Origin of the sequence: Micromonospora sp. U56, from assembly GCF_018070095.1 — a bacterium.
In the GTDB taxonomy this organism is placed as follows: Bacteria; Actinomycetota; Actinomycetes; order Mycobacteriales; family Micromonosporaceae; genus Micromonospora; species Micromonospora purpureochromogenes.
The window spans coordinates 1-22136 of the sequence record NZ_JAGPYL010000105.1; the positions used below are offsets into that span (position 1 = coordinate 1).

Below are 22136 nucleotides of genomic sequence, written 5' to 3' on the forward strand. Positions count from 1 at the left end.
ACCTCCACATCGTGATGATCTTCCGCCCAGTCGTCACCGACGAACAGCACACCCGCCTCCGTCCTGCCGAAAACCCGTCAGCAGCCCCAGGAGAACCAGCGCCCTAATGGACCAGTGCTCACGCCAATCCGGCAGGCACGACATCCCATCAGCCGTTTGTCTCCCGACCACGGGCAAGGGCACGGTCTGACCCTAGGACTCACCGGTCCAAGGGGTGGGAGTGCTCACTCGCCCGCGGCTACCGGACATCGAGTCTGCCTCCCGGCCAACCCGACACCTCCCATTAGGGGTGGCGGGGGTGGATGAGGTCGAAGACGGGGCGGCCGGCGGTCAGGGCGCGGCGCTCGAACTTGGTGACCGGGCGGTGCGGGGGTCGGGGGGCGAAACCGTGGTGCGGGTCCGCCAGGCCGGGGTCGGCGGTCAGGGTCTCCCGCATCGACTCGGCGTACTCGGCCCAGTCGGTGGCGCAGTGCAGGATGCCACCCGGCCGCAGGCGGGAGCGGAGCAACGCCACGTGCTCCGGCTGGACGATCCGCCGCTTGTGGTGCCGGGCCTTCGGCCAGGGGTCGGGGAAGAAGACGTGCACCGCGTCCAGAGCGCCGGTCGGCATGGCACGGACCAGGTCCAGCGCGTCGCCCTTGGCCACCCGGACGTTGGTCAGCCCGTGCCGTTCCACCAGTTCCAGCAGGTTGCCGAGGCCGGGCGTGTGCACCTCGACGGCCAGGTAGTCCCGGCCCGGGTCGGCGACGGCCATCGCCGCCGTGGCGTCGCCCATGCCGGAGCCGATCTCCAGCACCACGGGGGCGCCCCGGCCGAAGAGCGCGGCCGGGTCGAAGGGGCCGTCGAGCTCGGCGATGTCGACGCCGTACTCCGGCCAGAGCCGTTCCAGCGCGTCCGTCTGGCGGCCGCTCATCCGGCCGCGGCGGGGGTGGAAGGTGCGGATCCGGGCGGCCGGCGGGGCCGCCGGGACGGCGGGGTTCTGGTCGGTGGAGGTCACAGCGACCCGAGCGTACGCGACGGTTCGGTCGTATCGGATGTGATGTACGCCCGGGGGTGAGACGATTCATCCCGTACGGCAGGCCGGCGCTCGCTGTCCCGGCACTGCCCGAGGCGGCCGGAAGGGGGCAGGATGTCGATCACGCTCCAGCGCACCGCGTTGGCCATCACGTTCGGTGCCCTCGGCCCGGCGCTGCTCGGGGCGGGCGCGGCGCTCGCCGCCCCGCCACCCGCGGTGGCGGCCCCGGCCCCCAGCGAGCCGGCTGAGGTCTGGCCGCTGCAGGCCGCCGAGCCGCAGCCGACGCCCAACGTGGTCTTCGTCGAGGTGCGCCCGAGCATGGTTCAGCCCGGCTATCTGGTCGGCATCCGGGCCAGCTGCCGGGACAACTCCATCCCGGCGACGGTCGTCTCCGACGCCTTCGGCCGGGTGCAGGTGCACTCCCAGCGTGGTGAGCTGACCGCCTCGGCCGAGGTCCGGGAGCGGACCCGGCCGGGCAACTACCGGGTCAAGCTGGAGTGCCGGGACGGCGCGACCGCCTCGACGATGCTCCAGGTGGTCAAGTCGATGAAGCCCAGCCCTGGCCCGCACACCGGCTTCGGCGGCGCCGCCGGCGCCAACCTCACCGGCCTGCTCGTACCCGGTGGCCTGGCCCTGACCATCGCCGGTGCGACCGTCGGCATCATCGCGGCCCGCCGCCCCCGTGGCGCCGCCCGAGGCTGAGCGGCGCGATGGCCTCGCAACCCGCCTCCACACCGGCCGCCCGCGGCGACCGTACCTCGGCACGCAGCCCCTGGTCGGTACCGCTCGCGGCGGCCCTGGTGCTGCTCGGCGTCTTCGCCACCGGCGCGGGTCTCGGGCGTACCGTCGGGCCGCTGGACTGGGCGGCCGGCCAGCAACGCCCGGCGGACGCGCAGGAGCGGCCCGACGCAGGGCGCGGCGGCGGGTTGCCGGCCAGCCGGCCGGTGAGCCTCGCGGTGCCGGCCATCCAGGTGACCGCCCCGGTGGCCCCGGTGGGAAAGGCGAAGGACGGGTCGATCGACGTACCGCCCCTGAACCGGCACCACGAGACCGGCTGGTACGACCGCGGCCCGACCCCGGGGGAGCCGGGTCGCGCCATCATCGTCGGGCACGTCGACTCCAAGAGCGGCCCGGCCGTCTTCTACGAGCTGCGCAAGCTCAAGCCCGGCGACCGGATCGAGGTGACCCGCGAGGATCGCAAGGTCGCGGTGTTCACCGTCGACTCGGTCGAGTACTTCGACAAGTCCCACCTGCCGGCCGACCGGGTCTACGGCGAGGACGGGCCGCCGGCGCTACGGCTGATCACCTGCGGCGGCGCCTGGGTCGGCGGGCGGACCGGCTACGAGGACAACGTCATCGCCTTCGCGTCGCTGGCAGAGACCCGGCAGCCCTGACCGGCCGGGCGGTCAGCCCTTGCCGGTGACCTGCTGGACGACCTCGAACTCCAGCAGCGTGGCGCCGGAGGAGACCGGGCGTCGCTGTTCGCCGCCCGCACCGCCGGCGTGCGCGGCCCGGGCCGGGCCGGCCGCCCACGCCTGGTACGCCTCCTCGCTCTCCCACCGGGTGTAGACGAAGTAGCGGCTCTCCCCGGCGACCGGGCGCAGCAGCTCGAAGCCGAGGAACCCGGGGGAGTGCTCCACCGCGCCGGCCCGGGCGGCGAACCGCTTCTCCAGCTCCTCGCCGGCGCCGGACGGGACGTCGATCGCGTTGATCTTCACGACTGCCATGGCTCCACCCTAACCAGCTGCCGATCATCGGGTGGACGTCCCGCCCGCTCCCCGACGCCGGCCAGGCCCGCCGGACCACCCGGAGCGCGCCTCAGAACGACTCGACGGCCGGCACCAGCTCGGCGTCGACCACGATCGGGGCGTGGTCGGACGGGCCCTTGCCCTTGCGGGCCTCCCGGTCGACGTACGCGGAGCGGACCGCCCGGGCGAACGGCGCGGAGGCGTAGACGAGGTCGATCCGCATGCCCTTGTTCTGGTGGAACATCCCGGCCCGGTAGTCCCAGTACGTGAAGGGGTGCGGGCCCTTCATCGGGGTCGGCACCACGTCGACCAGCCCGAGGTCGCGCAGCGCCGCCAGGGCGGCCCGCTCGGCCGGCGTGACGTGGGTGGAGGTGACGAAGAGCGCCGGATCCCAGACGTCGGCGTCGGTCGGTGCGACGTTGAAGTCGCCGCAGACCGCCACCGGCGCCCCACCGGCCAGCTCCGGCTCCAGCGCATCCCGCAGCGCGGCGAACCAGGCCAGCTTGTACGCGTAGTGCGGGTCGTCGGGGGAGCGGCCGTTCGGGACGTACACCGACCAGACCCGGACCCCGTCGCAGTTGGCCGAGATGGCCCGGGCCTCCGGTTCGGGGAAGCCGGGCTCGCCGGGGAATCCGACCGCCACGTCGGCCAGCCCGACCCGGGACAGGATCGCCACCCCGTTCCACCGGCCGTCGCTGTGGCTGGCCACCTCGTAGCCCAGCGCGCCCACCTCGGCGCTGGGAAAGGCACCGTCGGGACACTTGGTCTCCTGCAGGCAGACCACGTCCGGGCCGGTGGTGGCCAGCCAGTCGAGCAGCCGGGGCAGGCGGGCCTTCACCGAGTTCACGTTCCAGGTCGCCAGACGCATGCCTTCAGCCTGCCGTATCCGGCCCCGGCACGCCGGGCCAGCCGCCCCGGCGCGCCGCATGATCGGCTCGAATCTGGCGGCGGGCGGGCCGGCATCGCGAGGACAGCGATCGGCCGTATTCGGTCAGTGCCGGCTGGGCCAGCCAGGGCGGCCGGCGCGGTTGGTGACGGCGCCGACCGCCGGTTGTTCAGCGGTCGGCCGGGTCAGCCGTTCGGGGTGTCGCCGGGTCGGGTCTGCTCGGCCAGGAACCGCTCCAGCTCGGCGCCGAGCTCGTCGGCGGTGGGCAGCGGCCCGGCCTCGGCGGCCAGCAGGTTCTTCTCGCCGCGCCCACGGGCGAACGCGTCGTACTGCTCCTCCAGGGCCTGGACCAGCGCGGCGGCCTCGTCGGTCTGCGCGACCTGCCGGTCGATCTCGACCCGCACCACCTCGGCGGCCGTGCGCAGACTGTCGCTGGGCAGCAGCAGCCCGGTGCTGCGGGAGACCGAGGAGAGCAGCACCTCGGCGGCGGCCGGGTACTCGGTCTGGGCGACGTAGTGCGGCACGTGCGCGGCGAAGCCGATCGCGTCCCGGCCCGCCTCGCCGAGCCGGTACTCGAGCAGATGGCCGACGCTGCCGGGGACCTGCACCCGCTGGAGCCAGGGCTCGTAGCCGGAGATCAGCTCGCGCCGGGTGGCGTGCGCGGTCACCCCGGTGGGGCGGGTGTGCGGCACGGCCATCGGGATGGAGTTCAGCCCGGCGGTGAGTCGGACGCCGAGTTGGGTGGCCAGGGCGGCGACCGCGGCCACGAACCGCTCCCACTGCAGGTCCGGCTCCGGGCCGGTGAGCAGCAGGAAGGGGGTCTCGTCGTCGTCGTGCAGCAGGTGCAGCGCCAGCTCCGGCGCGTCGTAGTGCTCCCAGTGGTCCTCGACGAAGGTCATCACCGGGCGGCGGGAGCGGTAGTCGAAGATCTGGTCGACGTCGAAGGTGGCGATCTGACGCGATTCCAGCGAGGTGAGCAGCTGATCACGGGCCAGGCGGCTCGCGCTGCCGGCGTCGACGAAGCCGGTCAGGGCCTGGATCAGCACCGGCTGCCCGAGGTCGGGCAGATCGTCGGTGAGCTGGTAGAGCTCGTGTGGGTCGAGCACCGGTCGGACCTCCTGAGGAAACGCGCGTACGGGCCGCCGTGCGCGCACGGCTCCCGGTTCGCCGAACGTACCCGCCCGCGGTATCCATTCCAGCAACGGGCGGTTCGCGGCGATCCTGGCGAGCAAAGACGGACGAAGCGCGCATTTCGCTGATCATCCGAGGCGCGGTTGTCCGTTGGTCTACCAGTCGCTCATACCAACGGGGGATATGGTCGATCATGCGGGCCGGGCCGGCGATGCCGACCCCGTCGTTCCGGAACTCCCGCCGCCGGGGAGTCTTCCCGAGATGCCGGTTCTGCGGGGTTACGCCCCGCGGCCACGGGGCACCACCGACGCGTCCCGGTTCGACCCGTCGGATTGTGGCGAGGGCCACTCGCTCACGGTGGGTGACCCGTAAAACGCCTGCCTAACGTCGTCGGATGCGTGACGACGACACCATCGACGACCAGTACGCCCACGAGGGCCCGACTGGCCGTTCGGACGATACCCCCTCGTCCGTTCAGGTCGGCGTTCTCCGTGGCACTCAGGCCGCTCCCTCGCTCCGTACCCGCCTCGGCGCCCTCGTTAACCCCCTGACCCGCCGCCCGTCGCGGGTGGCGCTCGCCTCCGGCGTGGTCTGCTGCCTCGGCGTGGCGGCCTTCGCCGGCGTGCAGGCCCTGCCGGCCGACCGGCTCGACCCGGTCGCCGCCCAGCCGGCGCTCACCGAGCGGGCGCAGGAGGGCGTCGCCTCCCGGGGCCAGGCGCGTACCCCGGTCACCGCGACCCCGACCCCCGCCGCCACCCCGACCGCCTCGCCGTCGCCGACCGCGACGAAGAAGGCCAAGCCGAAGCCCAAGCCGAAGCCGAAGCGGATCGCCCCCGTCGCCGGCCTGGACCGGGCCCAGATGGACAACGCCACGGCCATCGTCAAGGCCGGCCGAAAGATGGGCGTGCCCCGACAGGCCCTGATCATCGCCGTGGCCACCGCGATGCAGGAGAGCAACCTCTACAACTACGCCAGCGGCGTGCTGCCCGAGTCCCAGAACTACCCCCACCAGGCCATCGGCTGGGACCACGACTCGGTCGGGCTGTTCCAGCAGCGGCCCAGCAGCGGCTGGGGCGAGGTCCGCGACCTGATGGACCCCGAGTACGCCACCCAGGCGTTCCTCTCCGCGTTGCTGGAGATCCCCGGCTGGCAGTACCTGGCGCTGACCGACGCGGCCCAGGCCGTGCAGGTCTCGGCGTTCCCGTGGGCCTACGCCCAGCACGAGTGGCGGGCGACCGAGGTGGTCGAGGCCATCCTGGCCTGATCGGCGCCGGTTGTCGGTTGTCGGTTGTCCGTTCGGGGTACACATGATGCACGACCACCGAACGGAGGACGACATGTCACTGGTGCAACGGATCAGGGCGTTCCTGCGCTCGCCGCGCGGGCAACAGCTGGTCGACCGGGGCCGGCGTGAGTTGGCCAAGCCGGAGAACCGGGCCAAGCTCAGGCAGGTGGCCAACCGGTTCTCCAGCCGCCGCCGCTGATCGTCCCCCGCTCGCCCTCGACACCGGGAGCCCCCGTGACCGACTCCGCCCCCGTCGACGACGAACCCACGACCCCCACGCCGCCGCCGGCCAGCCCGGCGGCGGCGGTCACCCCGCCGGCCAACCGGGCGGGGGAGCCGGACGCCCCCGAGGCGCCGCCCGCCCGGCTCTGGGACCGGATGCGGGAGGACCCGCAGTACGCGCCGGAGCACCTCGCCCTGGAGGCGGTGCGCCGGCTGGGGCCGGAGGCCGCCGAGTGGGCGGCTCGGGCCCGTGCCGCACGCCCCGACGTCTCCGCCGACGACCTCGCCGAGCAGGCGGTCCGCAAGTTCGTCAACCGGGCCCGCCTCTCCGGGGCGGTCTCCGGCGCGGCCGGACTCCCCGGCGCGGTGATCGACGTCGGCGTGCTGGCCTGGACCCAGGCCCGGCTGGTGCTGCACATCGCCGCCGCGTACGGGGTGGACCCGGTGCACCCGGACCGGGCCACCGACCTGCTGGTGCTGCAGAAGGTGCACAAGGTCGCCGAGAGCGCCCGGCTGGCCCTGGGCGTGGCGGCGGGGCGGGAACGGGCCGGAGCCCTGTTCGGCCACGGCGCGCAGAACCCGCTCGGCAAGGTGATGCTCCGGCTCGGCGTGCGGCTGGCCCAGATGGCCGGGGTCCGCGCGGCGAAGCGGATGTTCGCCAAGGTCGTGCCGGGCGCCGCCATCGTCCTCGGCACCTGGGCCAACTCCTCGGCCACCAAGGACCTCGCCGAGCGCGCCTGCGCGCTCTACCGGGCCGGTCGGGGCGGCGTGCCGCAGCCCCGCCGTTCCTGACCCGCACGGCCGCACGGCGGTGCCCCGGTCTCCGGGGCGCCGCCGTTCCGCGGGCCCGGCGGGCGACAGCGGTGCACGCCGCCCGCGGTCGGCGGTCGACCGTTCCGTCTCCGGCTCTGCCGGTCGGCCCGAGCGTCCCGGTGACCCGCTCGGAATGCCCGTCAGAGTCGCCAGCCGGCGGTGGAGAAGCTGACGTCGGCGAGCCGGTTCTGCCCGGCCACGTTGGGGTGGAACCAGTCGAGCCCGTTCACCTCGTCCAGGGTGAAGCGCACCCGGTGCACCGCCCCGCCGTCGTGCCGGCAGCGCGTCCCGTACGCCCGGCAGGCCGCCTTCAACTGGGCGTTGTAGTCGTCGATGCGGTCGCGGAACCTGGCCCGGCGGGCCCGGTCGGTCGGGGCGGTGGAGGTCGGGTCGGCCAGCAGCGAGGGGCAGATGCCGGCCCGCCAGATCCGGGTGGCCCGCGAGTCGGTGTGCCCGACCTCCCAGAGCCGGTACAGGTCGGGGATGCTCACCACCAGCACGCGGGCCTTCGGTCGCCCCTTGCGCAGCACCCGCAGGCCACGGTCGACCTGGGTGCGGAACGTCGCCACCGGCGTCATCGTGTCGATGTCGTCGCGGCAGGCGTCGTTGGCGCCGATCAGCACGGTCACGTAGTCGGCCTTGTCGCGTACGGCCGCCTGCGCCTGCCCGGCGAGCGCCTCGGCGCGCGCCCCGGGCACGGCATGGTTGTGGGCCCGGCCGCGAATGTCCGGGTTGGCCTCGAGCAGCCGGCGGTAGTGGCTCTCCACCCGGATGCCGTCCCCTGTGGACCAGGAGTTGCGCTGGCAGGAGGTGAGCACGAGGCAGGAGCCGAAGCCGGTGGTGATCGAGTCGCCGAGCGCGGCCATGGTGGTGGGCAGGCCGGACTGGCCGGACTCCCTCGTCGGCCGGGGCGAGGCGTTGCCGCCCTCCTCGCACGCGAGGGCGACCAGCGCCAGCAGGCAGGCGACGGCGGCGACCCAGCGTCGAGGCATTGTGTTCCCCCGGTCCGGCGGCGCAGAGCGACAGCGCGGTAACTCTACGGGGGCGGCCGGCTGGATTGGGCCGTCCGTGTCGACTTTCAGGCAGAGTAAATATTTAGAAACATAAATTTGATAGGACGAGTCAGCGGGACGCCCGCCACGGCGGCCGCTGCCCGTGCAGCCACCAGTGCAGCGCCCGGGTGATCCGGGGCAGCACCAGGTACGTCATCAGCGGCGTCAGGCAGAGCGTCATGAGCAGCGTCCGCGCGGCCAGCGGCACCCCGCCGATGAACCGGGCGGTGAGCAGGGTGGCGGCCAGGCTCAGCGGAAAGAACGCCAGCCAGATCGTCACCGCCTGCTTCCAGCGCGGCGGGGACACCGGCGCGGCCGGCTCGCCGACGGCCGGCGCCAGGGTCTCGACCACGTGGTCGACCGGCGGGTCGAACCAGCCCTCGATCCCGGTGCGCCGCTCGACCCGGGTGTGCTCGACGATGCCCTGCGCCGAGGTGAGCCACCAGTTCCGCTGCGGGGACTCCTCCCAGCGGCGCAGCGTCTCGTGGTCGGCGAACCGGTAGAGCATGTGCCACTCCGGCGAGCCGGGCGCGCTCTGCACCCAGCCCATGCCGAGGAACCCCGGAAAGCTCTCGGCCAGCGCGCTGCCGGCCCGCATCCAGGCGACCATCTCGTGGGCGCGCGCGGGGTCGGCGCGCCGGGCGATGGCGACGGTCACCGGCACCGCGTGGGTCATGGTCATGCCCTCATCCTTCCCGCCCGCGCCGGTGTCGGCCCGGTCGTTGCGCGTCGGTGTAGCGCAACCCACCGCCGGCCGCATCCGCCGCATACCCGCTCCGTGGCCGGCATCACCGCCCCGCCCTTCCGAGCCGACCCGGACCCCTGAGCGCGTCGGCCCCGGCCCGGTTCGCGGGGTGTCGGGGTGACGTCGGGGCGGGATCGCCGCGAACCGGGCGTGAGGTCCGGTTCGCGGGTGGGACGGCGGCGGTCGGTGCGGCGGCTGGGGCGGGCGGTTAGGGCCCGTCCTGCGGGGTAGGCCGGAGGAATGACGAGATCGCAGCCCCGGCGTGCCCGTGGCACGGTCGGCCACGCGTACAGCGCGTTGAACCTCCGGCTCGCGCTGGCCCTGTTCGGCCTGGTCACCATGACCGTCTTCGCGGTGCTGGCGTTCTGGGCCGAGGTGGTCTGGTTGGGGGTGGTGTGCGCGGTCTTCGCCGTGGTCGCCGTGGTCGACCTGGTCGTCATCCAGCGCCGCCGCGCCGCGCGCCGCCGTGAGGAGCCGGGCGTGCGGCACTCACTCTTCGAGTGACAGGAGTACGAGATGCCCATCGCCACCACCAATCCCGCCACCGGCCAGCTGCTCAAGTCGTACGAGCCGATGTCGGCCGAGCAGATCGACGCCGCGATCGACCGGGCCGACGTGGCGTTCCGGGACCTGCACGGCACCACGCTCGCCCAGCGGGCGCAGTGGATGAACGCCGCGGCCGACCTGCTCGACGCGGAACGGGACGCCACCGCCCGGCTGATGACCACCGAGATGGGCAAGACGTACGTCGCGGCGCAGGCCGAGGTGACCAAGTGCGCCACCGCCTGCCGCTTCTACGCCGCCAACGCCGAGCGGATGCTCGCCGACGAACCGGCCGACGCCGGCGCGGTCAAGGCCAGGCGGGCCTTCGTGCGGTACCAGCCGATCGGGCCGGTGCTCGCGGTGATGCCGTGGAACTTCCCGCTCTGGCAGGTGATGCGGTTCGCCGCGCCGGCGCTGATGGCCGGCAACACCGGCCTGCTCAAGCACGCCTCCAACGTGCCGCAGACCGCCCTCTACCTGGAGGAGCTGTTCCGCCGGGCCGGCTTCCCCGAAGGCGCGTTCACCACCCTGCTGGTCGGCTCGGAGGCCGTGGACCGGATCCTCGGCGACCCGCGGGTCCGCGCCGCCACGCTGACCGGCAGCGAGGGGGCGGGCCGCTCGATCGGCCAGATCGCCGGGCGGGAGCTGAAGAAGACGGTGCTGGAACTCGGCGGCAGCGACCCGTTCGTGGTGATGCCGTCGGCCGACCTGGACCGCGCCGCCGAGGTCGCCACCACCGCCCGCTGCCAGAACAACGGCCAGTCCTGCATCGCCGCCAAGCGGTTCATCGTGCACACCGACGTCTTCGACGCCTTCGCCGACAGGTTCGCGGCCAACATGTCCGCGCTGCGGGTGGGCGACCCGATGGAAGAGAACACCGACGTGGGGCCGCTGGCCAGCGAGCGCGGCCGGGACGAGATCCACGCCCAGGTGCAGGACGCGGTCGACCACGGCGCCACCGTGCTCTGCGGCGGCGAGAAGCCCGCCGGCGCCGGCTGGTTCTACCCGCCGACCGTGGTCACCGACCTGAACCCGCAGATGCGGATGTGGTCGGAGGAGGTCTTCGGGCCGGTCGCCGGCCTGTTCCGGGTGTCGTCCTACGCCGAGGCGATCGAGGTCGCCAACGGCACCGCCTTCGGCCTCGGCTCGAACGCCTGGACCACCGACCCGCAGGAGCAGGAGCGCTTCGCCGTCGACCTGGACGCCGGCAGCGTGTTCATCAACGGGATGACCACCTCGTACCCGGAGCTGCCGTTCGGCGGCGTGAAGAACTCCGGCTACGGCCGGGAGCTGTCCGCGCTCGGCATGCGGGAGTTCTGCAACACCAAGACCGTCTGGGTGGGCGAGGGCGCGGCATCGGCCGGTGCCGGCGCGCACGCCGAGTAGCCCCGCTTTTGGCCGGACACCGTCATGGGTAGGGATGAGCCCATGACGGTGTTCGGCTTCCACGCCTCCCACGAGCAGATCCACCCGAGCCGGCTGCTGGATGCGGTGATCCACGCCGAGCGGGCCGGCTTCGACGCCGCCATGTCCTCGGACCACTTCTCGCCGTGGAGCGCCCGGCAGGCCCAGTCCGGCTTCGCGTGGTCCTGGCTCGGCGCCGCCCTCCAGGCCACCGGCCTGCCGTTCGGCGTGGTCAACGCGCCCGGCCAGCGCTACCACCCGGCGATCATCGCGCAGGCGATCGGCACCCTCGGCGCGATGTACCCGGGCCGGTTCTGGGCCGCGCTGGGCACCGGCGAGGCGAGCAACGAGCACATCACCGGCGACGGCTGGCCGCGCAAGGATCTGCGCGCCGCCCGGCTGCGCGAGTGCGTCGACGTCATCCGGGCGCTGCTCGCCGGTGAGGAGGTCAGCCACGACGGCCTGGTCCGGGTCGACCGGGCCCGGCTCTGGACCCGCCCGGAGCAGCCGCCGGCCCTGATCGGCGCGGCGGTCAGCGTCGCCACCGCCCGCTGGTGCGCCGAGTGGGCCGACGGCCTGATCACCGTCAACGCCCCCACCGCCCACCTGCGGCAGATGATCGACGCCTACCGGGACGCCGGCGGACGCGGCCCGCTGCACCTGCAGGTGCACGTCAGCTGGGCGCTCGCGCAGGCCGAGGCCGAGGCGATCGCGTACGACCAGTGGCGCAGCAACGTCTTCGCCCCGCCGATCTGCTGGGACCTGGACACCGCCGAGCACTTCGACGCGGTCTCCGAGCAGGTGCCGATGGAGAAGGTCGCCGAGGTCGTCAACATCTCGGCCGACACCGGCCGGCACGTCGGCTGGCTGGAGGAGTACGTCGAACTCGGCTTCGACCAGATCGCCCTGCACCACGTCGGGCAGGAGCAGCGCGCCTTCATCGACACGTTCGGCGCGCAGGTGCTGCCGAAGCTGCGGACCACGGCCTGATCTCGTCCCGCCGCCGGGCCCCCCTAGGCTCGTACCCATGGAGGCTCTGTTCGAGGTCGTGGTCTTCCTCGCGATCGCGACGTTCGGCGCGGCGCTGGCCCGGCGGCTGGGCGTGCTCGCGCCCATCCTGCTGGTGGTCCTCGGTCTCGCCCTGTCCTACCTGCCCGGCTTCCCGCAGGTGCGGCTCGACCCGGACCTGGTCCTGGTCGGCATCCTGCCGCCGCTGCTCTACGTCGCGGCCCTGGAGACGTCGGTGCCGGCGTTCCGGCTGAACCTGCGGCCGATCCTGCTGCTGGCGGTGGGACTGGTGCTGTTCACCGCGTTCGTGGTGGGCACCGTCGTGTACCTGCTCATGCCGGGCCTGCCGTACGCGATCTGCCTGGCGCTCGGCGCGGTGGTGGCGCCGCCCGACGCGGTGGCCGCCACGGCGGTGGCCCGGCGGGTCGGGCTGCCCCGCCGGATCGTGACCATCCTGGAGGGCGAGAGCCTGGTCAACGACGCCACCGCGCTGGTGCTGCTCCGTGTCTCGATCATCGCCGCGACCGTGAGCGGCGGCCGGGTGGAGTTCGGGGAGGTGGCCTGGGAGGTGCTGCGCTCCACCGGCGGCGGCGTCCTGGTCGGTCTGCTGGGCGTGGTCGTCTTCGGCTACCTGCACAAGCGAACCGGTGACGCGCTGCTGGACAACGCGCTGTCGCTGATCGTGCCGTTCGCGGTGGTCTTCGCCGCCGAGGAGATCCACGCCTCCGGGGTGGTCGCGGTCGTGGTGACCGGGCTCGGGATCGGCCACAAGATGCCGCTGCTGATGTCGGCGGCCTCGCGGCTGCAGGTCGGGGCGTTCTGGCGGCTGGCCCGGTTCCTGCTGGAGGGGCTGGTCTTCCTGCTGGTCGGCCTCCAACTACGGGAGGTGGTCCGCGACCTCGACGAACCGATCGGCCGGCTGGCCGGCGTCACCCTCGCGGTGCTGCTCGCCGTCTTCCTGTCCCGGTTCGTCTGGCTCTTCCCCGCCACCTACCTGGCCCGGCTGGTGCCCCGGGTACGACGCCGGGACCCGGCCCCACCGGCGCGGGTGCCGATCGTCCTGGGCTGGGCCGGGATGCGCGGGGTGGTGACGCTCGCCGCCGCGCTGGCCCTGCCGCTGACCCTGGCGGGGGACCGACCCTACCAGCGGGAGCTGTTCATCTGGCTGGCCTTCGCGGTGATCGTGGTGACCCTGGTGGTGCAGGGGGCAACCCTGCCGATGGTGGCCCGCCGGCTGAAGCTGCCGCCGGACGACCCGGTGCAGGACGCGCTCTCCGCCGCGGCGGTGCAGCAGCAGGCCAGCAAGGCGGCCCGGGACCGGCTGTACGAGCTGGCGCCCGGCGCGCCGTCGTCGGTGGTGGAGCGGCTGCGCGAGCTGCTGGAGGCGCGGACCAACCTGGCCTGGGAGCAGCTGGGCGGCGAGGGCCGGGAAACCCCGTCCCAGGCGTACGGCCGGCTGCGGCAGGAGATGATCGACGCCGAGCGGCAGGTGTACCGGGCCGCGCGTGACTCCGGCCGGATACCGGAGGAGGTGCTGGTGCGGGCGTACCGTGACCTGGACCTGGAGGAGTCTTTGCTGACCCGGAAGGCCGACGAGTGAGCTGCCAGCATCTGACCGAGGCGGGCGACGCCGAGCCACAGGCCGAGGACGTCTGCCCGGACTGCGTCGCCATCGGCAACGACTACTGGGTGCACCTGCGCGCCTGCCTGACCTGCGGGCACGTCGGCTGCTGCGACTCCTCGCCGTACCAGCACGGGACGAAGCACTTCGAGTCCAGCGGGCACCCGGTGATGCGCTCGATCCAGCCGGGGGAGACCTGGCGCTGGTGCTTCGTCGACGAGGAGATCGGCTGACCGGTCCGGTTTCCCGGATCAGTGCCGGCCGGTGGGTCTGCGTCGAGCGGCAGCACGGTGCGCCGGTGCGGGCAGGCCGTTCGCCGCCTGCCCCGCACCGCCGGCGAGAGCCCGCCGGGTCAGGGCCGGGACGAGCAGCCCGACGAGCGCGAAGAGCAGGGCCAGCGCGCACCACCCGGCGACCCCGCCGTCGAGGACCGCCCAGGTCAGCAGCGCCGGTCCGACGGCCCGGGCGAGACCGGCGAGCAACCCGTCCACCCCCTGGTACGCCCCGATCGACTCCGGCGCGGCCAGGCCGTAGGCGAGCCCCGCGCCGGCGCTGCTGTGCCACAGGTCGCCGACGGTGTAGACGGTGGTGGCGAGCAGCAGCAGGCCGGTCGCCGGCCCGGCCGGCGTGCCGGTGGTGGCCGCGTACAGCAGCATCGCCACCGCCAGCACCAGGCCGGCCCGGCGCATCGCGGCGGCGGCCGGGACGGCGGTGTCCGAGCCCCGGGCGAGCCGCACGGCCAGCAGCACCGTGAGTGACGTGTTGACCAGCAGCACCGCCGACACCACGGCCGGCGGGGCCCCGGTCCGGCTCACCGTCCACAGCGGCACGACCAGGGTGAGCACCGTGGCGTGCAGTGCCAGCACTGCCGACGCCCCGCTGACGGCCAGGAACGGCAGGTCCCGCAGCGCCCGCGCCCGACCCGACGTCGCCCGCGCGGGGGTCGCCCGGGGCGGGTAGCCGGGCAGTCGCATCAGCAGCGCCGCCGACACCAGATAGGTGATCGCGTTGCCGACCACCAGCACCTGGTACGCCAGGTGCGTGTCGGCCGCCAGGGCGAACCCGGCCAGCCCGGCGCCGAGCGCGATGCCGAGGTTCGCCACCGCGCGCAGGGTGGCGAACGCCTGCACCCGCCCCTCGGGTCCACCGACGGCGGCGACCAGGGCGGCGCGGACCGCCAGGTTGCCGGCGGTGAGCAGCGCGTCCAGCACCGCCACCACCAGGAACGCGGGGAAGGACGCGACCAGCAGGTACGCCCCGGCGACCGCGGCCTGCAGCAGTTGCAGCAGCGCGCGCAGCGTACGCGGGTCGCGGCGGTCGGCCAGGCCGCCGAGCGGGACGGCGGCGGTCAGCCCCAGCAGCCCGGCGAGGGTGAGCCCCAGCCCGACCGAGGCGGCACTCAGCCCGACGTCCCGGGTCAGGTAGAGGGGCGCGCCGGCCAGCCAGAGCCCCGAGCCGACGGTGTTGGCGAGCGTGGCCAGGGCCAGGGTGCGCAGCCGGCCGGGCGGCGGCAGTGGCGACCAGCGCCCGTGAACGGTCATCGGCTCGACCGTATGGACCGGTCGCCGCCTGCGGGGACCCGAAGCGGGCGACGCCGGTCACATCCATGACCAGCATATGACGAATCCGGTATTCCACAGACATCCATCGATACGTCTAGCATCAATGAACATCTATCGATGGGAGGTCGGATGTTCCGACGACACAATCTTCCGCGTACGGCGGGCGCCCTGCTCGCGATGGTGCTGGCGGCGCTCGGCCTGGTCGCGGTCGAGGCGACGGCGGCCACGGCGGCCGTCCGGACCGTCTACTACGACGCCAGCCGGGCCGGCGAGTTCCGCACCAACTTCGACCAGGCCGCCACGATCTGGAACAGCTCGGTGAGCACCGTCCGGCTCGCGCCGCGCACCCCCGGCAACGTCACCATCTACGTCGACGACGGCTGGCCCCGGGCACAGCCGACCGGTCTCGGCTCCGGCCGGGTCTGGATGGGCCGGCAGGCGGTGAACCAGGGGTACGACCGGACCCGGATCGCCACCCACGAGATCGGCCACATCCTCGGCCTGCCCGACCGGCGTACCGGGCTCTGCTCCGACCTGATGTCCGGCAGCAGCGCGCCGGTGTCCTGCCGGAACGCGTACCCGAGCGCCGCCGAGGCGTCCCGGGTGAACTCGCTGTTCGGCGGCACGCTCACCGCGCCCACCACCGGGGTCAGCTACACCTGGACCGGCGCCGAGGACCCCGGGCCGTTCGTGGTCGGTGGCCGCCCGGCCAGCGAGAACTACCCGTGGATGGTCTACGTCTCCGGCTGCACCGGGACGCTGATCAAGGCGAACTGGGCGGTTACCGCCCGGCACTGCTCGACCCCGTCGTCGGTGCGGGTGGGCAGTGTCAACCGCACCAGCGGCGGGACCGTGGTCCGGGTGACCAGGGCGGTGAGCCATCCGTCCGTGGACGTGAAGCTGCTGCAACTGGCCAGCTCGGTCGGCTACGCCCCGGCACCGATCCCGGGCACCTCCGGCGCCGTCGGCACGGCCACCCGGATCATCGGCTGGGGCCAGACCTGCCCGCAGCGGGGCTGCGGCTCCGCACCCGCGGTCGCCAACGAGCTCGACACCTCCATCGTCGCCGACAGCCGGTGCATCGGCATCAACGCGACGTACGAGATCTGCACCAACAACACGAACGGCAACTCCGGCGCCTGCTACGGCGACTCCGGCGGCCCGCAGGTGCGGCGGATCAACGGGGTGTGGAACCTGATCGGCGCCACCAGCCGGGCCGGCAACAACAACCCCACCTGCGCCACCGGCCCGTCCATCTACGTCGACCTGCCGTCGATCCGCTCCTGGATCAACACCCAGGTGGGCGGCCTGCCCGCCTGAGTACGACCCGTACACCCAGGGGCGTCCGTTCCTACCGCAGCGGGCGCGGACGCCCCGCCCGGCCGCCCCGACCGCCGCCGTTCCGGAAGCGGTCGCGGCGGTCCGGTTCGTCAGCCTGACCGCCGCCGGCCGGGCGCGGGCCGGGCGGTGTGACCGCTGCCGCCCCGAGTCGGGCGGTCCAGGTCGGCCGGGCGGCCCGAAATTCGGTGGGCGGCACGCGCCGCAGCTGGTTGGGTCTGGGCCGTGGAGCGGATCAGAACGGCCCGGACGGACGAACTCGCCGACCTGCAACGGATCGAGGTGGCCTCCGGCGCGCCGTTCCGGGAGATCGGCATGGTCGACATCGCCGACGCGCCGCCGCTCGACCTGGACGTGCTCGGCGAGGGCCAGCGGGCCGGCCGGGTCTGGGTGGCCCTCGGGCCGGACGACCAGCCGATCGCCTTCGCCGTGGCGCACCTGGTCGACGACTGCGCCCACGTCCAGCAGCTCAGCGTCCACCCCAGCCACGCCCGCCGGGGCGTCGGCCGGCGGCTGCTCGACCACGTTGCCGGCTGGGCGGGGCAGCGGGGCCTGCCGGCGCTCACGCTGACCACCTTCCGCAGCGTGCCGTGGAACGCGCCGTACTACGCCCGTTGCGGGTTCGTGGAGCTGTCGGCGGCGCAGGTCGGCCCCGGCCTGGCGGAGGTGCTGGCGGCCGAGGCGGCGCTGGGCCTCGACATGACCGACCGGGTCGCGATGCGCAGGCCCACGGGCTAGCGGACCGGACCCCCGGCCGTCGGTCGCCGCCCCCGGCCCGAGTGGCCGCATTTTCACGGAAAGAGTGGCCTCCCGGCTCCGGGAGGCCACTCTTTCCGTGGATCTGCGCGGATCTTGAAACCGGCGCGCGGGGTGCCGGAATGAGCGGTCAGGACGGGGTGCAGGCGGCGCCGTTGAGGGTGATCAGGTTGGGGGTGGGGTTGGCGAGGGTGCCGGCCTTGCCGAGCAGGCCGAAGGTGACGCTGCCGCCGGGCGGGATCTTCCCGTTGTACGACAGGTTCCGGGCCGTCACGGTGGCGCCGGACTGGCTGACCTGGGCCGTCCACGCCTGCTCGACCTTCTGATCGCCGGTGAAGGCGTACCGGACGGTCCAGCCGTTCACCGCGGTCGGGCCGGTGTTGCGGATGGTCACCTGGGTGTTGAAGCCGTCCGACCAGGCGCCGTGCACCTGGTACGTGGCGGCGCAGCGCTGCGCCGGCACCGCCCCGGCGTCGCCCTGGTCGGCGAGGAACGAGGCGAGCCAGGCCAGCGCCGAGTTCCAGTTGATCGCCACCTCGTTGGTCGCGTACGAGTTGATGTCGTCGACGTAGCAGAACATCGGCTTGCAGCCGGCGAGCAACTGCGCGGCGTACGGGTCCTGGAGGGCGGCGTTCGGGCCGCCGGCCAGCGAACCGGCCGGCGGGTTCGGCAGGTCGGGGTCCAGCTGGTGGCCGAAGATGCGACTGTGCTGGTTGCGGGCGTGCTGCTCGCCCCAGCCGGTCACGTACGACATGTTGAGCGCGTTACGGCCGAGCAGGTAGTCCGTCGCCTGCACCGCCCCGTCCCGGTAGGTGGCGTTCCGGGTCAGGTCGAAGGCGGTGGCCAGCACGATCGCGTTGTTGATGACGTTGCTGTTGCTGCCCCACACGTAGTTGCCGGCGTCAGCGGGCAGCGGCAGGCCGTACGCCTGGGCGCGCAGCGCCGCCAGGTACCGGTCGGCGGCCTCGGTCACCGAGGCGCGGATCCGGGCCTTCTCGGCGGCCGGCAGGCCGTTCGGCACGGTGGCCAGGTCGAGGCGGCCGAGGGCAGCCACGCTCTGCCAGCCGAAGGCGCCGCCGGCGGCGAAGACGTCGCCGGTGTGGTGCGGCGAGGCGGTCAGGTCGTCCAGGTAGCTCTTCTTCCCGGTCGTCAGGTACAGCTCGACCGCAGCCCAGTAGAACTCGTCGGTGACGGTGGTGTCGTCGTACGCCCCGCCGCCGGTGCCGTCGGCCGCGCTGGCGTAGCTCGCCGGGTGCGCCTTCGCGGCCGCGTACGCGGTCCTCGCGGCGGTACCGCAGCGGGCGGCGAAGGCCGCGTCGTAGGGGGCGAAGAGGCGGGCGCACTGGGCGGCGACGGCGGCCAGGTTGAGGGTGGCCGCGGTGGACGGCGGGTGCAGCTCGCGCGGCTGCGGGTCCTCGTGCGGGGCCAGCGGCAACCCGGTCCAGTTCCGGTCGTGGATCTTGTGGTGGGCCATCCCGGCGAGCGGCCGGCCGGCCGGCACCTGCATGCGCAGCAGGAACTCGAGCTCCCAGCGGGCCTCGTCGAGCACGTCGGGGACCGCGTTGCCGCGCTCGGGCACCCGCAGGGTCTCGTCACCGAGCGCCGCGCCACCGTCGGCGGTCTCCGCCGTCCTGGTCCGCTCGAAGGTGTTCAGCAGCTGGTAGGTGGCGATGCCGCCGTTGACCACGTACTTGCCGTGGTCGCCGGCGTCGTACCAGCCGCCGCGCACGTCGAGGGAGTAGTCGCAGACGCCGGGCTGGCAGGGCACCTCGGTGTCGCCCTGGTTGGGCGCGACGCCGACGTGGCCGGCCGGGCGGGCGTACTCGGCGCCGATCAGGTCGCCGTCGATCGGGGTGCCGCTGCGCTGGGCGTAGAAGAACTGGAGGGAGTCGGCGCGCAGCCGGTGGTAGCGGCCGCCGGAGATGTCGAACGGGTGGCTGGTCTCGCCGTCGGCGACCAGGGTGTAGCCGGTGCCCGGCGTGCGGTACGCGGAGAAGTCGACGGTCTGCACGTGCTGCCCGGAGGCGGCGTCCACCCCGCGCGGGCTGCTCTGGCCGCTGGCCACCACCGCGCCGGCGGCGGACCGCAGTTCCCAGCGCAGCGGGTCGGTCGCCTCGGTCACCACGGTGGCGTTCTTCGGCCCGCCCGGCAGGTAGCCGACCTGGTTGACCCGCACCCGGGGGCCGGTGTCCGGCTGGTAGGGCGGGGCCGCCTCGCCGCCGCGCAGCGAGACGTTGTCGAGGCAGATCCGCTGCTCGGCGGCGGACCCGCCGACCTGGAAGATCAGCTGCGCGGCGGGGTTGTCGTCGGGCACGGTGAAGGTCTGCTCGACCCGGGTGCTGTCGGGGCCGGCGGTGGCGCCCACGGCCGCGTACGTGGTGTAGGGGGCGCTGCCGAGCTGGAGGACGGCCTTGATCGCGGCACCGGGGGTGGCGGAGACGTCGAAGCCGAGCCGGTACTCCGCGCCGGCGTTGAGCCGTACCCCGTCCTGGCCGATGCCGGCGTCCCACGGGTTGGCCGACCCGCCGGGGACGGTGGTGCAGAGCCGGCCGTCGGCCGCGTCCAGCGCGCCCGTGCCGTAGGAGAACCAGGGGGAGACACCGGCGCTGAAGTCGCCGTTGCTGAGCTGTTCGGGGGCGTCCGGCGGGACCTCGGCGTGGGCCACGCCAGCGCCGGCGCCGGTGAGGGCCAGGGCGGTCGCCGCCAGCAACGCGAGGTGGCGGCGTCGGATTGGGATCACGGGGGATTCCTTCCGGGCGGGGGAGCGGGGGTCGGGAGGGAGCGATGTCTGGGAGCGCTCCCAGCATCGCCTCGATGTTTCCAGCGCATCTCGCCCATGTCAATTGATCGGGCTGGATGACCTTCCGGCCGCAGTCGATGGGCCTGAGAACGTGAAGGACAGTGAGATTCGCCGCGCCACGACCCGTCGTCCTGATCTCCTAGAGACAACAGCGGCCTTCGCCTGGCAGGCTGCCTCCCATGACCCTGAAGCTTCGTTCCGTCGGGACGAGCGACCGTGGGCTGATCCGCAGCGGAAACCAGGACGCCCTGCACGCCGGTGCCTGGCTCGTCGCCGTCGCCGACGGCATGGGCGGGATGGCGGCCGGCGACCTGGCCAGCCGGATCGCCATCGACGCGATCGCCCCCTTGGACGTGGAGACCCCCGAGGACGCTCTGGTGGCGGCGCTGCAGAGCGGTATCGAGCTGGCCACCGGGCGGATCCGCCAGGCGGTCGCCGAGGATCCGGAACGCCAGGGCATGGGCACCACACTGACCGCCCTGCTCTTCTCCCGGACCGGCAGCTGCCTCGCCCTGGCACACATCGGCGACTCCCGGGCCTACCTGTTCCGGGAGGGCACGCTCAAGCAGATCACCCGGGACGACACCTTCGTGCAGATGCTCGTCGACCAGGGCGTGATCAGTCCCGAGGAGGCCGCCAGCCACCCCCGGCGGGCGGTGGTCACCCAGGCGCTCCAGGGCGAGGACGTCTCCCCGACGTACGCGACCATGGTCCCCTGGGCGGGGGACCGCTGGCTGCTGTGCAGCGACGGCCTCTCCAACGTGGTCCGCCCGGACACCCTCGCCGAGGTGCTGGCCGAGACCGCCGACCGGGAGCTGTGCGCCCGCCGTCTGATCGACCTCGCGCTGCGGGCCGGCGGCCCGGACAACGTCACCGTGCTGATCGCCGACATCGTCGAGGAGTGAGCCGGAGCCGGTTCAGCGGCGCCGGGGTGTGGCGTGCCGGGTGGGCGTGGCGCTGCCCGGGTCCTCCGGCCACGGGTGGCGCGGGTAGCGGCCGCGTAGCTCGGCGCGGACCTGCGGGTACCCGGTACGCCAGAACGACGCCAGGTCGGCGGTGACCGCCACCGGCCGGCCGGCCGGGGAGAGCAGGTGCAGCAGCACCGGCACCCGGCCGTCGGCGATCTGGGGCGCGGCCGGCCAGCCGAACGTCTCCTGGAGCTTCACCGCCAGCACCGGCGCCGCCGGGTCCGCGTAGTCGACCCGGATCTTCGAGCCGCTGGGCACCTCGATCCGCTCCGGGGCCAGCTCGTCCAGCCGGGCCGCCTGCCGCCACGGCAGCAGCCGGCGCAGCGGGGCGGCCACGTCGATCCGGGCCAGGTCGGCCCGCCGTCGCGCGGCGGCCAGCTCCGGGCCGAGCCAGTCGTCGACGGCCGCGAGCAGCGCGCCGTCGCTGACCTCGGGCCACTGGTCGCCGAGCGCCCGCCGGCAGAACGCCATCCGCTCCCGCAGCGCGCGGGCCGCCGGCGTCCAGGTCAACACCGACAGCCCTTCCTGGCGCAGCCCGTCGCGCAGCGCCGCCGCCAGCAACGTCTGCTCCGGCCGGGCCAGCGGGCGGGTCAGCAGCTCGATCGCACCGAGCCGGACCACCTCCCGGGCCACCACGTCACCGTCGACCCAGCCGACCTCCCGCGCCTCGCGCAGCAGCGGTCCGCCCGCCTCCCGGGCGGTGCCCTCGTCCAACCCCGCCGCCAGCCGCACCCGGGCGGTCGGCGCCCCGGGTGACCGGTCGGCCACCGCGACGGCCAGCCAGTCGACGCCCGCCAGCCCCGACCCGGGCGCCAGCTCCGCCGCGGTCCCACCCGCCATCAGGTACGACCTCCCGCCGGCCCGGCGGACCCGGGCCAGCCGTTCCGGGTACGCCAGCCCCACCAGCAGCCCGGCGGCCAGGTCGTCGGGCAGGTGGTCCCGGCCCCCGACACCGGGAGCGGGTGGCAGGGCGGCGCGCAGCCGGCGTACCTCCGTCCGCCAGCGGGCGGTGGCCCCCGGGTCGGCGTTGCCGCGCAGCCGCCGCCAGCCGGCGACCAGGTCGTCGTCCCGGCCGGTCAGGCCCTCCTCGGCCAGCAGCGCGACCAGCTCCGCCGCCCGGTCGGCGCCGACCCGGGGCGCGCCGTCGAGCAGGGCCCGGCCCAGCCGGGGATGGGCGCCGGCGGCCGCGAGCGCCCGGCCCCGCGCGGTGATCCGGCCGTCCGCGTCAACGGCGCCGAG

22 protein-coding genes are annotated in these 22136 nt (G+C 74.0%); 13 read left to right on the plus strand and 9 right to left on the minus strand.

Going from position 1 to position 22136, the window contains the following annotated elements; genetic code table 11:
• Positions 1 to 283: 283 nt before the first annotated feature.
• Complete coding sequence (trmB, locus tag KBX37_RS26550) at positions 284 to 997, minus strand: tRNA (guanosine(46)-N7)-methyltransferase TrmB (protein ID WP_210778620.1); 714 nt, start codon at positions 995 to 997, stop codon at positions 284 to 286.
• A 132-nt stretch (positions 998 to 1129) separates the two neighbouring features.
• Between trmB and KBX37_RS26555 the strand changes: the two genes are divergently transcribed.
• On the plus strand, positions 1130 to 1717 hold the full coding sequence (locus KBX37_RS26555) for a hypothetical protein (RefSeq protein ID WP_210778621.1): 588 nt from the start codon (positions 1130 to 1132) through the stop codon (positions 1715 to 1717).
• Positions 1718 to 1725: 8 nt separating this feature from the next.
• Positions 1726 to 2409: a class F sortase gene (locus KBX37_RS26560; RefSeq protein ID WP_374103912.1), complete on the plus strand. Its 684-nt coding sequence runs from the start codon at positions 1726 to 1728 to the stop codon at positions 2407 to 2409.
• 12 nt (positions 2410 to 2421) lie between these two features.
• On the opposite strand, the gene KBX37_RS26565 is transcribed toward KBX37_RS26560, so the two are convergent.
• From KBX37_RS26565 to KBX37_RS26575, 3 genes are all read right to left on the minus strand, one after another.
• Entirely contained in the window at positions 2422 to 2742 is a 321-nt protein-coding gene (locus KBX37_RS26565; protein WP_210778622.1) for an antibiotic biosynthesis monooxygenase, read from the minus strand.
• Between the two features lie 91 nt (positions 2743 to 2833).
• Positions 2834 to 3631: an exodeoxyribonuclease III gene (locus tag KBX37_RS26570; protein ID WP_210778623.1), complete on the minus strand. Its 798-nt coding sequence runs from the start codon at positions 3629 to 3631 to the stop codon at positions 2834 to 2836.
• 203 nt (positions 3632 to 3834) lie between these two features.
• Positions 3835 to 4755 carry a proteasome assembly chaperone family protein gene (locus KBX37_RS26575; protein ID WP_210778624.1) on the minus strand — a complete coding sequence of 307 codons (921 nt, stop codon included), beginning with the start codon at positions 4753 to 4755 and terminating at the stop codon, positions 3835 to 3837.
• Positions 4756 to 5174: 419 nt separating this feature from the next.
• Between KBX37_RS26575 and KBX37_RS26580 the strand changes: the two genes are divergently transcribed.
• The 3 genes from KBX37_RS26580 (at position 5175) to KBX37_RS26590 (ending at position 7079) form a co-directional block, all read left to right on the plus strand.
• The gene (locus KBX37_RS26580; RefSeq protein WP_210778625.1) at positions 5175 to 6044 is read left to right on the plus strand and encodes a peptidase M23; all 870 of its coding nucleotides are present in this window, start codon (positions 5175 to 5177) and stop codon (positions 6042 to 6044) included.
• A gap of 73 nt (positions 6045 to 6117) precedes the next feature.
• Positions 6118 to 6264, plus strand: coding sequence for a hypothetical protein (locus KBX37_RS26585; protein ID WP_210778626.1), 147 nt, complete (start codon positions 6118 to 6120; stop codon positions 6262 to 6264).
• Between the two features lie 35 nt (positions 6265 to 6299).
• A complete protein-coding gene (locus KBX37_RS26590; protein WP_210778627.1) occupies positions 6300 to 7079 on the plus strand; it encodes an EcsC family protein in 780 nt (259 codons plus the stop codon).
• 161 nt (positions 7080 to 7240) lie between these two features.
• Here KBX37_RS26590 and KBX37_RS26595 read toward each other — a convergent pair whose 3' ends face one another.
• Together KBX37_RS26595 and KBX37_RS26600 are read right to left on the minus strand one after the other, a co-directional pair.
• Positions 7241 to 8092, minus strand: coding sequence for a GDSL-type esterase/lipase family protein (locus KBX37_RS26595; RefSeq protein WP_210778628.1), 852 nt, complete (start codon positions 8090 to 8092; stop codon positions 7241 to 7243).
• Positions 8093 to 8222: 130 nt separating this feature from the next.
• On the minus strand, positions 8223 to 8834 hold the full coding sequence (locus KBX37_RS26600; protein WP_210778629.1) for an antibiotic biosynthesis monooxygenase: 612 nt from the start codon (positions 8832 to 8834) through the stop codon (positions 8223 to 8225).
• A 303-nt stretch (positions 8835 to 9137) separates the two neighbouring features.
• On the opposite strand from KBX37_RS26600, the gene KBX37_RS26605 reads away from it, so the two are divergent.
• Genes KBX37_RS26605 through KBX37_RS26625 form a run of 5 tightly spaced genes read left to right on the plus strand, consistent with a single transcriptional unit; the run spans position 9138 to position 13706 of the window.
• Complete coding sequence (locus tag KBX37_RS26605) at positions 9138 to 9401, plus strand: DUF6343 family protein (protein ID WP_210778630.1); 264 nt, start codon at positions 9138 to 9140, stop codon at positions 9399 to 9401.
• Positions 9402 to 9413: 12 nt separating this feature from the next.
• Positions 9414 to 10826, plus strand: a complete 1413-nt coding sequence (locus tag KBX37_RS26610) for an NADP-dependent succinic semialdehyde dehydrogenase (RefSeq protein WP_210778631.1) — start codon at positions 9414 to 9416, stop codon at positions 10824 to 10826.
• 42 nt (positions 10827 to 10868) lie between these two features.
• Positions 10869 to 11834 carry a TIGR03885 family FMN-dependent LLM class oxidoreductase gene (locus KBX37_RS26615; RefSeq protein ID WP_210778632.1) on the plus strand — a complete coding sequence of 322 codons (966 nt, stop codon included), beginning with the start codon at positions 10869 to 10871 and terminating at the stop codon, positions 11832 to 11834.
• A 37-nt stretch (positions 11835 to 11871) separates the two neighbouring features.
• Entirely contained in the window at positions 11872 to 13452 is a 1581-nt protein-coding gene (locus KBX37_RS26620) for a Na+/H+ antiporter (RefSeq protein WP_210778633.1), read from the plus strand.
• Complete coding sequence (locus tag KBX37_RS26625; RefSeq protein ID WP_210778634.1) at positions 13449 to 13706, plus strand: UBP-type zinc finger domain-containing protein; 258 nt, start codon at positions 13449 to 13451, stop codon at positions 13704 to 13706. Before KBX37_RS26620 ends, KBX37_RS26625 begins: the two co-directional genes overlap by 4 nt.
• An 18-nt stretch (positions 13707 to 13724) precedes the next feature.
• Here KBX37_RS26625 and KBX37_RS26630 read toward each other — a convergent pair whose 3' ends face one another.
• Positions 13725 to 15014 (minus strand): MFS transporter, encoded by a 1290-nt coding sequence (locus KBX37_RS26630; protein WP_210778635.1) that lies wholly within the window; start codon positions 15012 to 15014, stop codon positions 13725 to 13727.
• Positions 15015 to 15212: 198 nt separating this feature from the next.
• Here KBX37_RS26630 and KBX37_RS26635 point away from each other — a divergent pair, with 198 nt between their 5' ends.
• Positions 15213 to 16355, plus strand: a complete 1143-nt coding sequence (locus tag KBX37_RS26635) for a snapalysin family zinc-dependent metalloprotease (RefSeq protein WP_374103914.1) — start codon at positions 15213 to 15215, stop codon at positions 16353 to 16355.
• A 243-nt stretch (positions 16356 to 16598) separates the two neighbouring features.
• Complete coding sequence (locus KBX37_RS26640; RefSeq protein ID WP_307849212.1) at positions 16599 to 17111, plus strand: GNAT family N-acetyltransferase; 513 nt, start codon at positions 16599 to 16601, stop codon at positions 17109 to 17111.
• 148 nt (positions 17112 to 17259) lie between these two features.
• On the opposite strand, the gene KBX37_RS26645 is transcribed toward KBX37_RS26640, so the two are convergent.
• Complete coding sequence (locus tag KBX37_RS26645; RefSeq protein WP_374103913.1) at positions 17260 to 19869, minus strand: glycoside hydrolase family 9 protein; 2610 nt, start codon at positions 19867 to 19869, stop codon at positions 17260 to 17262.
• 239 nt (positions 19870 to 20108) lie between these two features.
• Between KBX37_RS26645 and KBX37_RS26650 the strand changes: the two genes are divergently transcribed.
• Positions 20109 to 20834, plus strand: coding sequence for a PP2C family serine/threonine-protein phosphatase (locus KBX37_RS26650; protein WP_210778637.1), 726 nt, complete (start codon positions 20109 to 20111; stop codon positions 20832 to 20834).
• A gap of 12 nt (positions 20835 to 20846) precedes the next feature.
• Here KBX37_RS26650 and KBX37_RS26655 read toward each other — a convergent pair.
• Positions 20847 to 22136 (minus strand): ATP-dependent helicase C-terminal domain-containing protein (locus KBX37_RS26655; RefSeq protein ID WP_305798123.1); only part of this gene is annotated, 1290 nt, incomplete at its 5' end.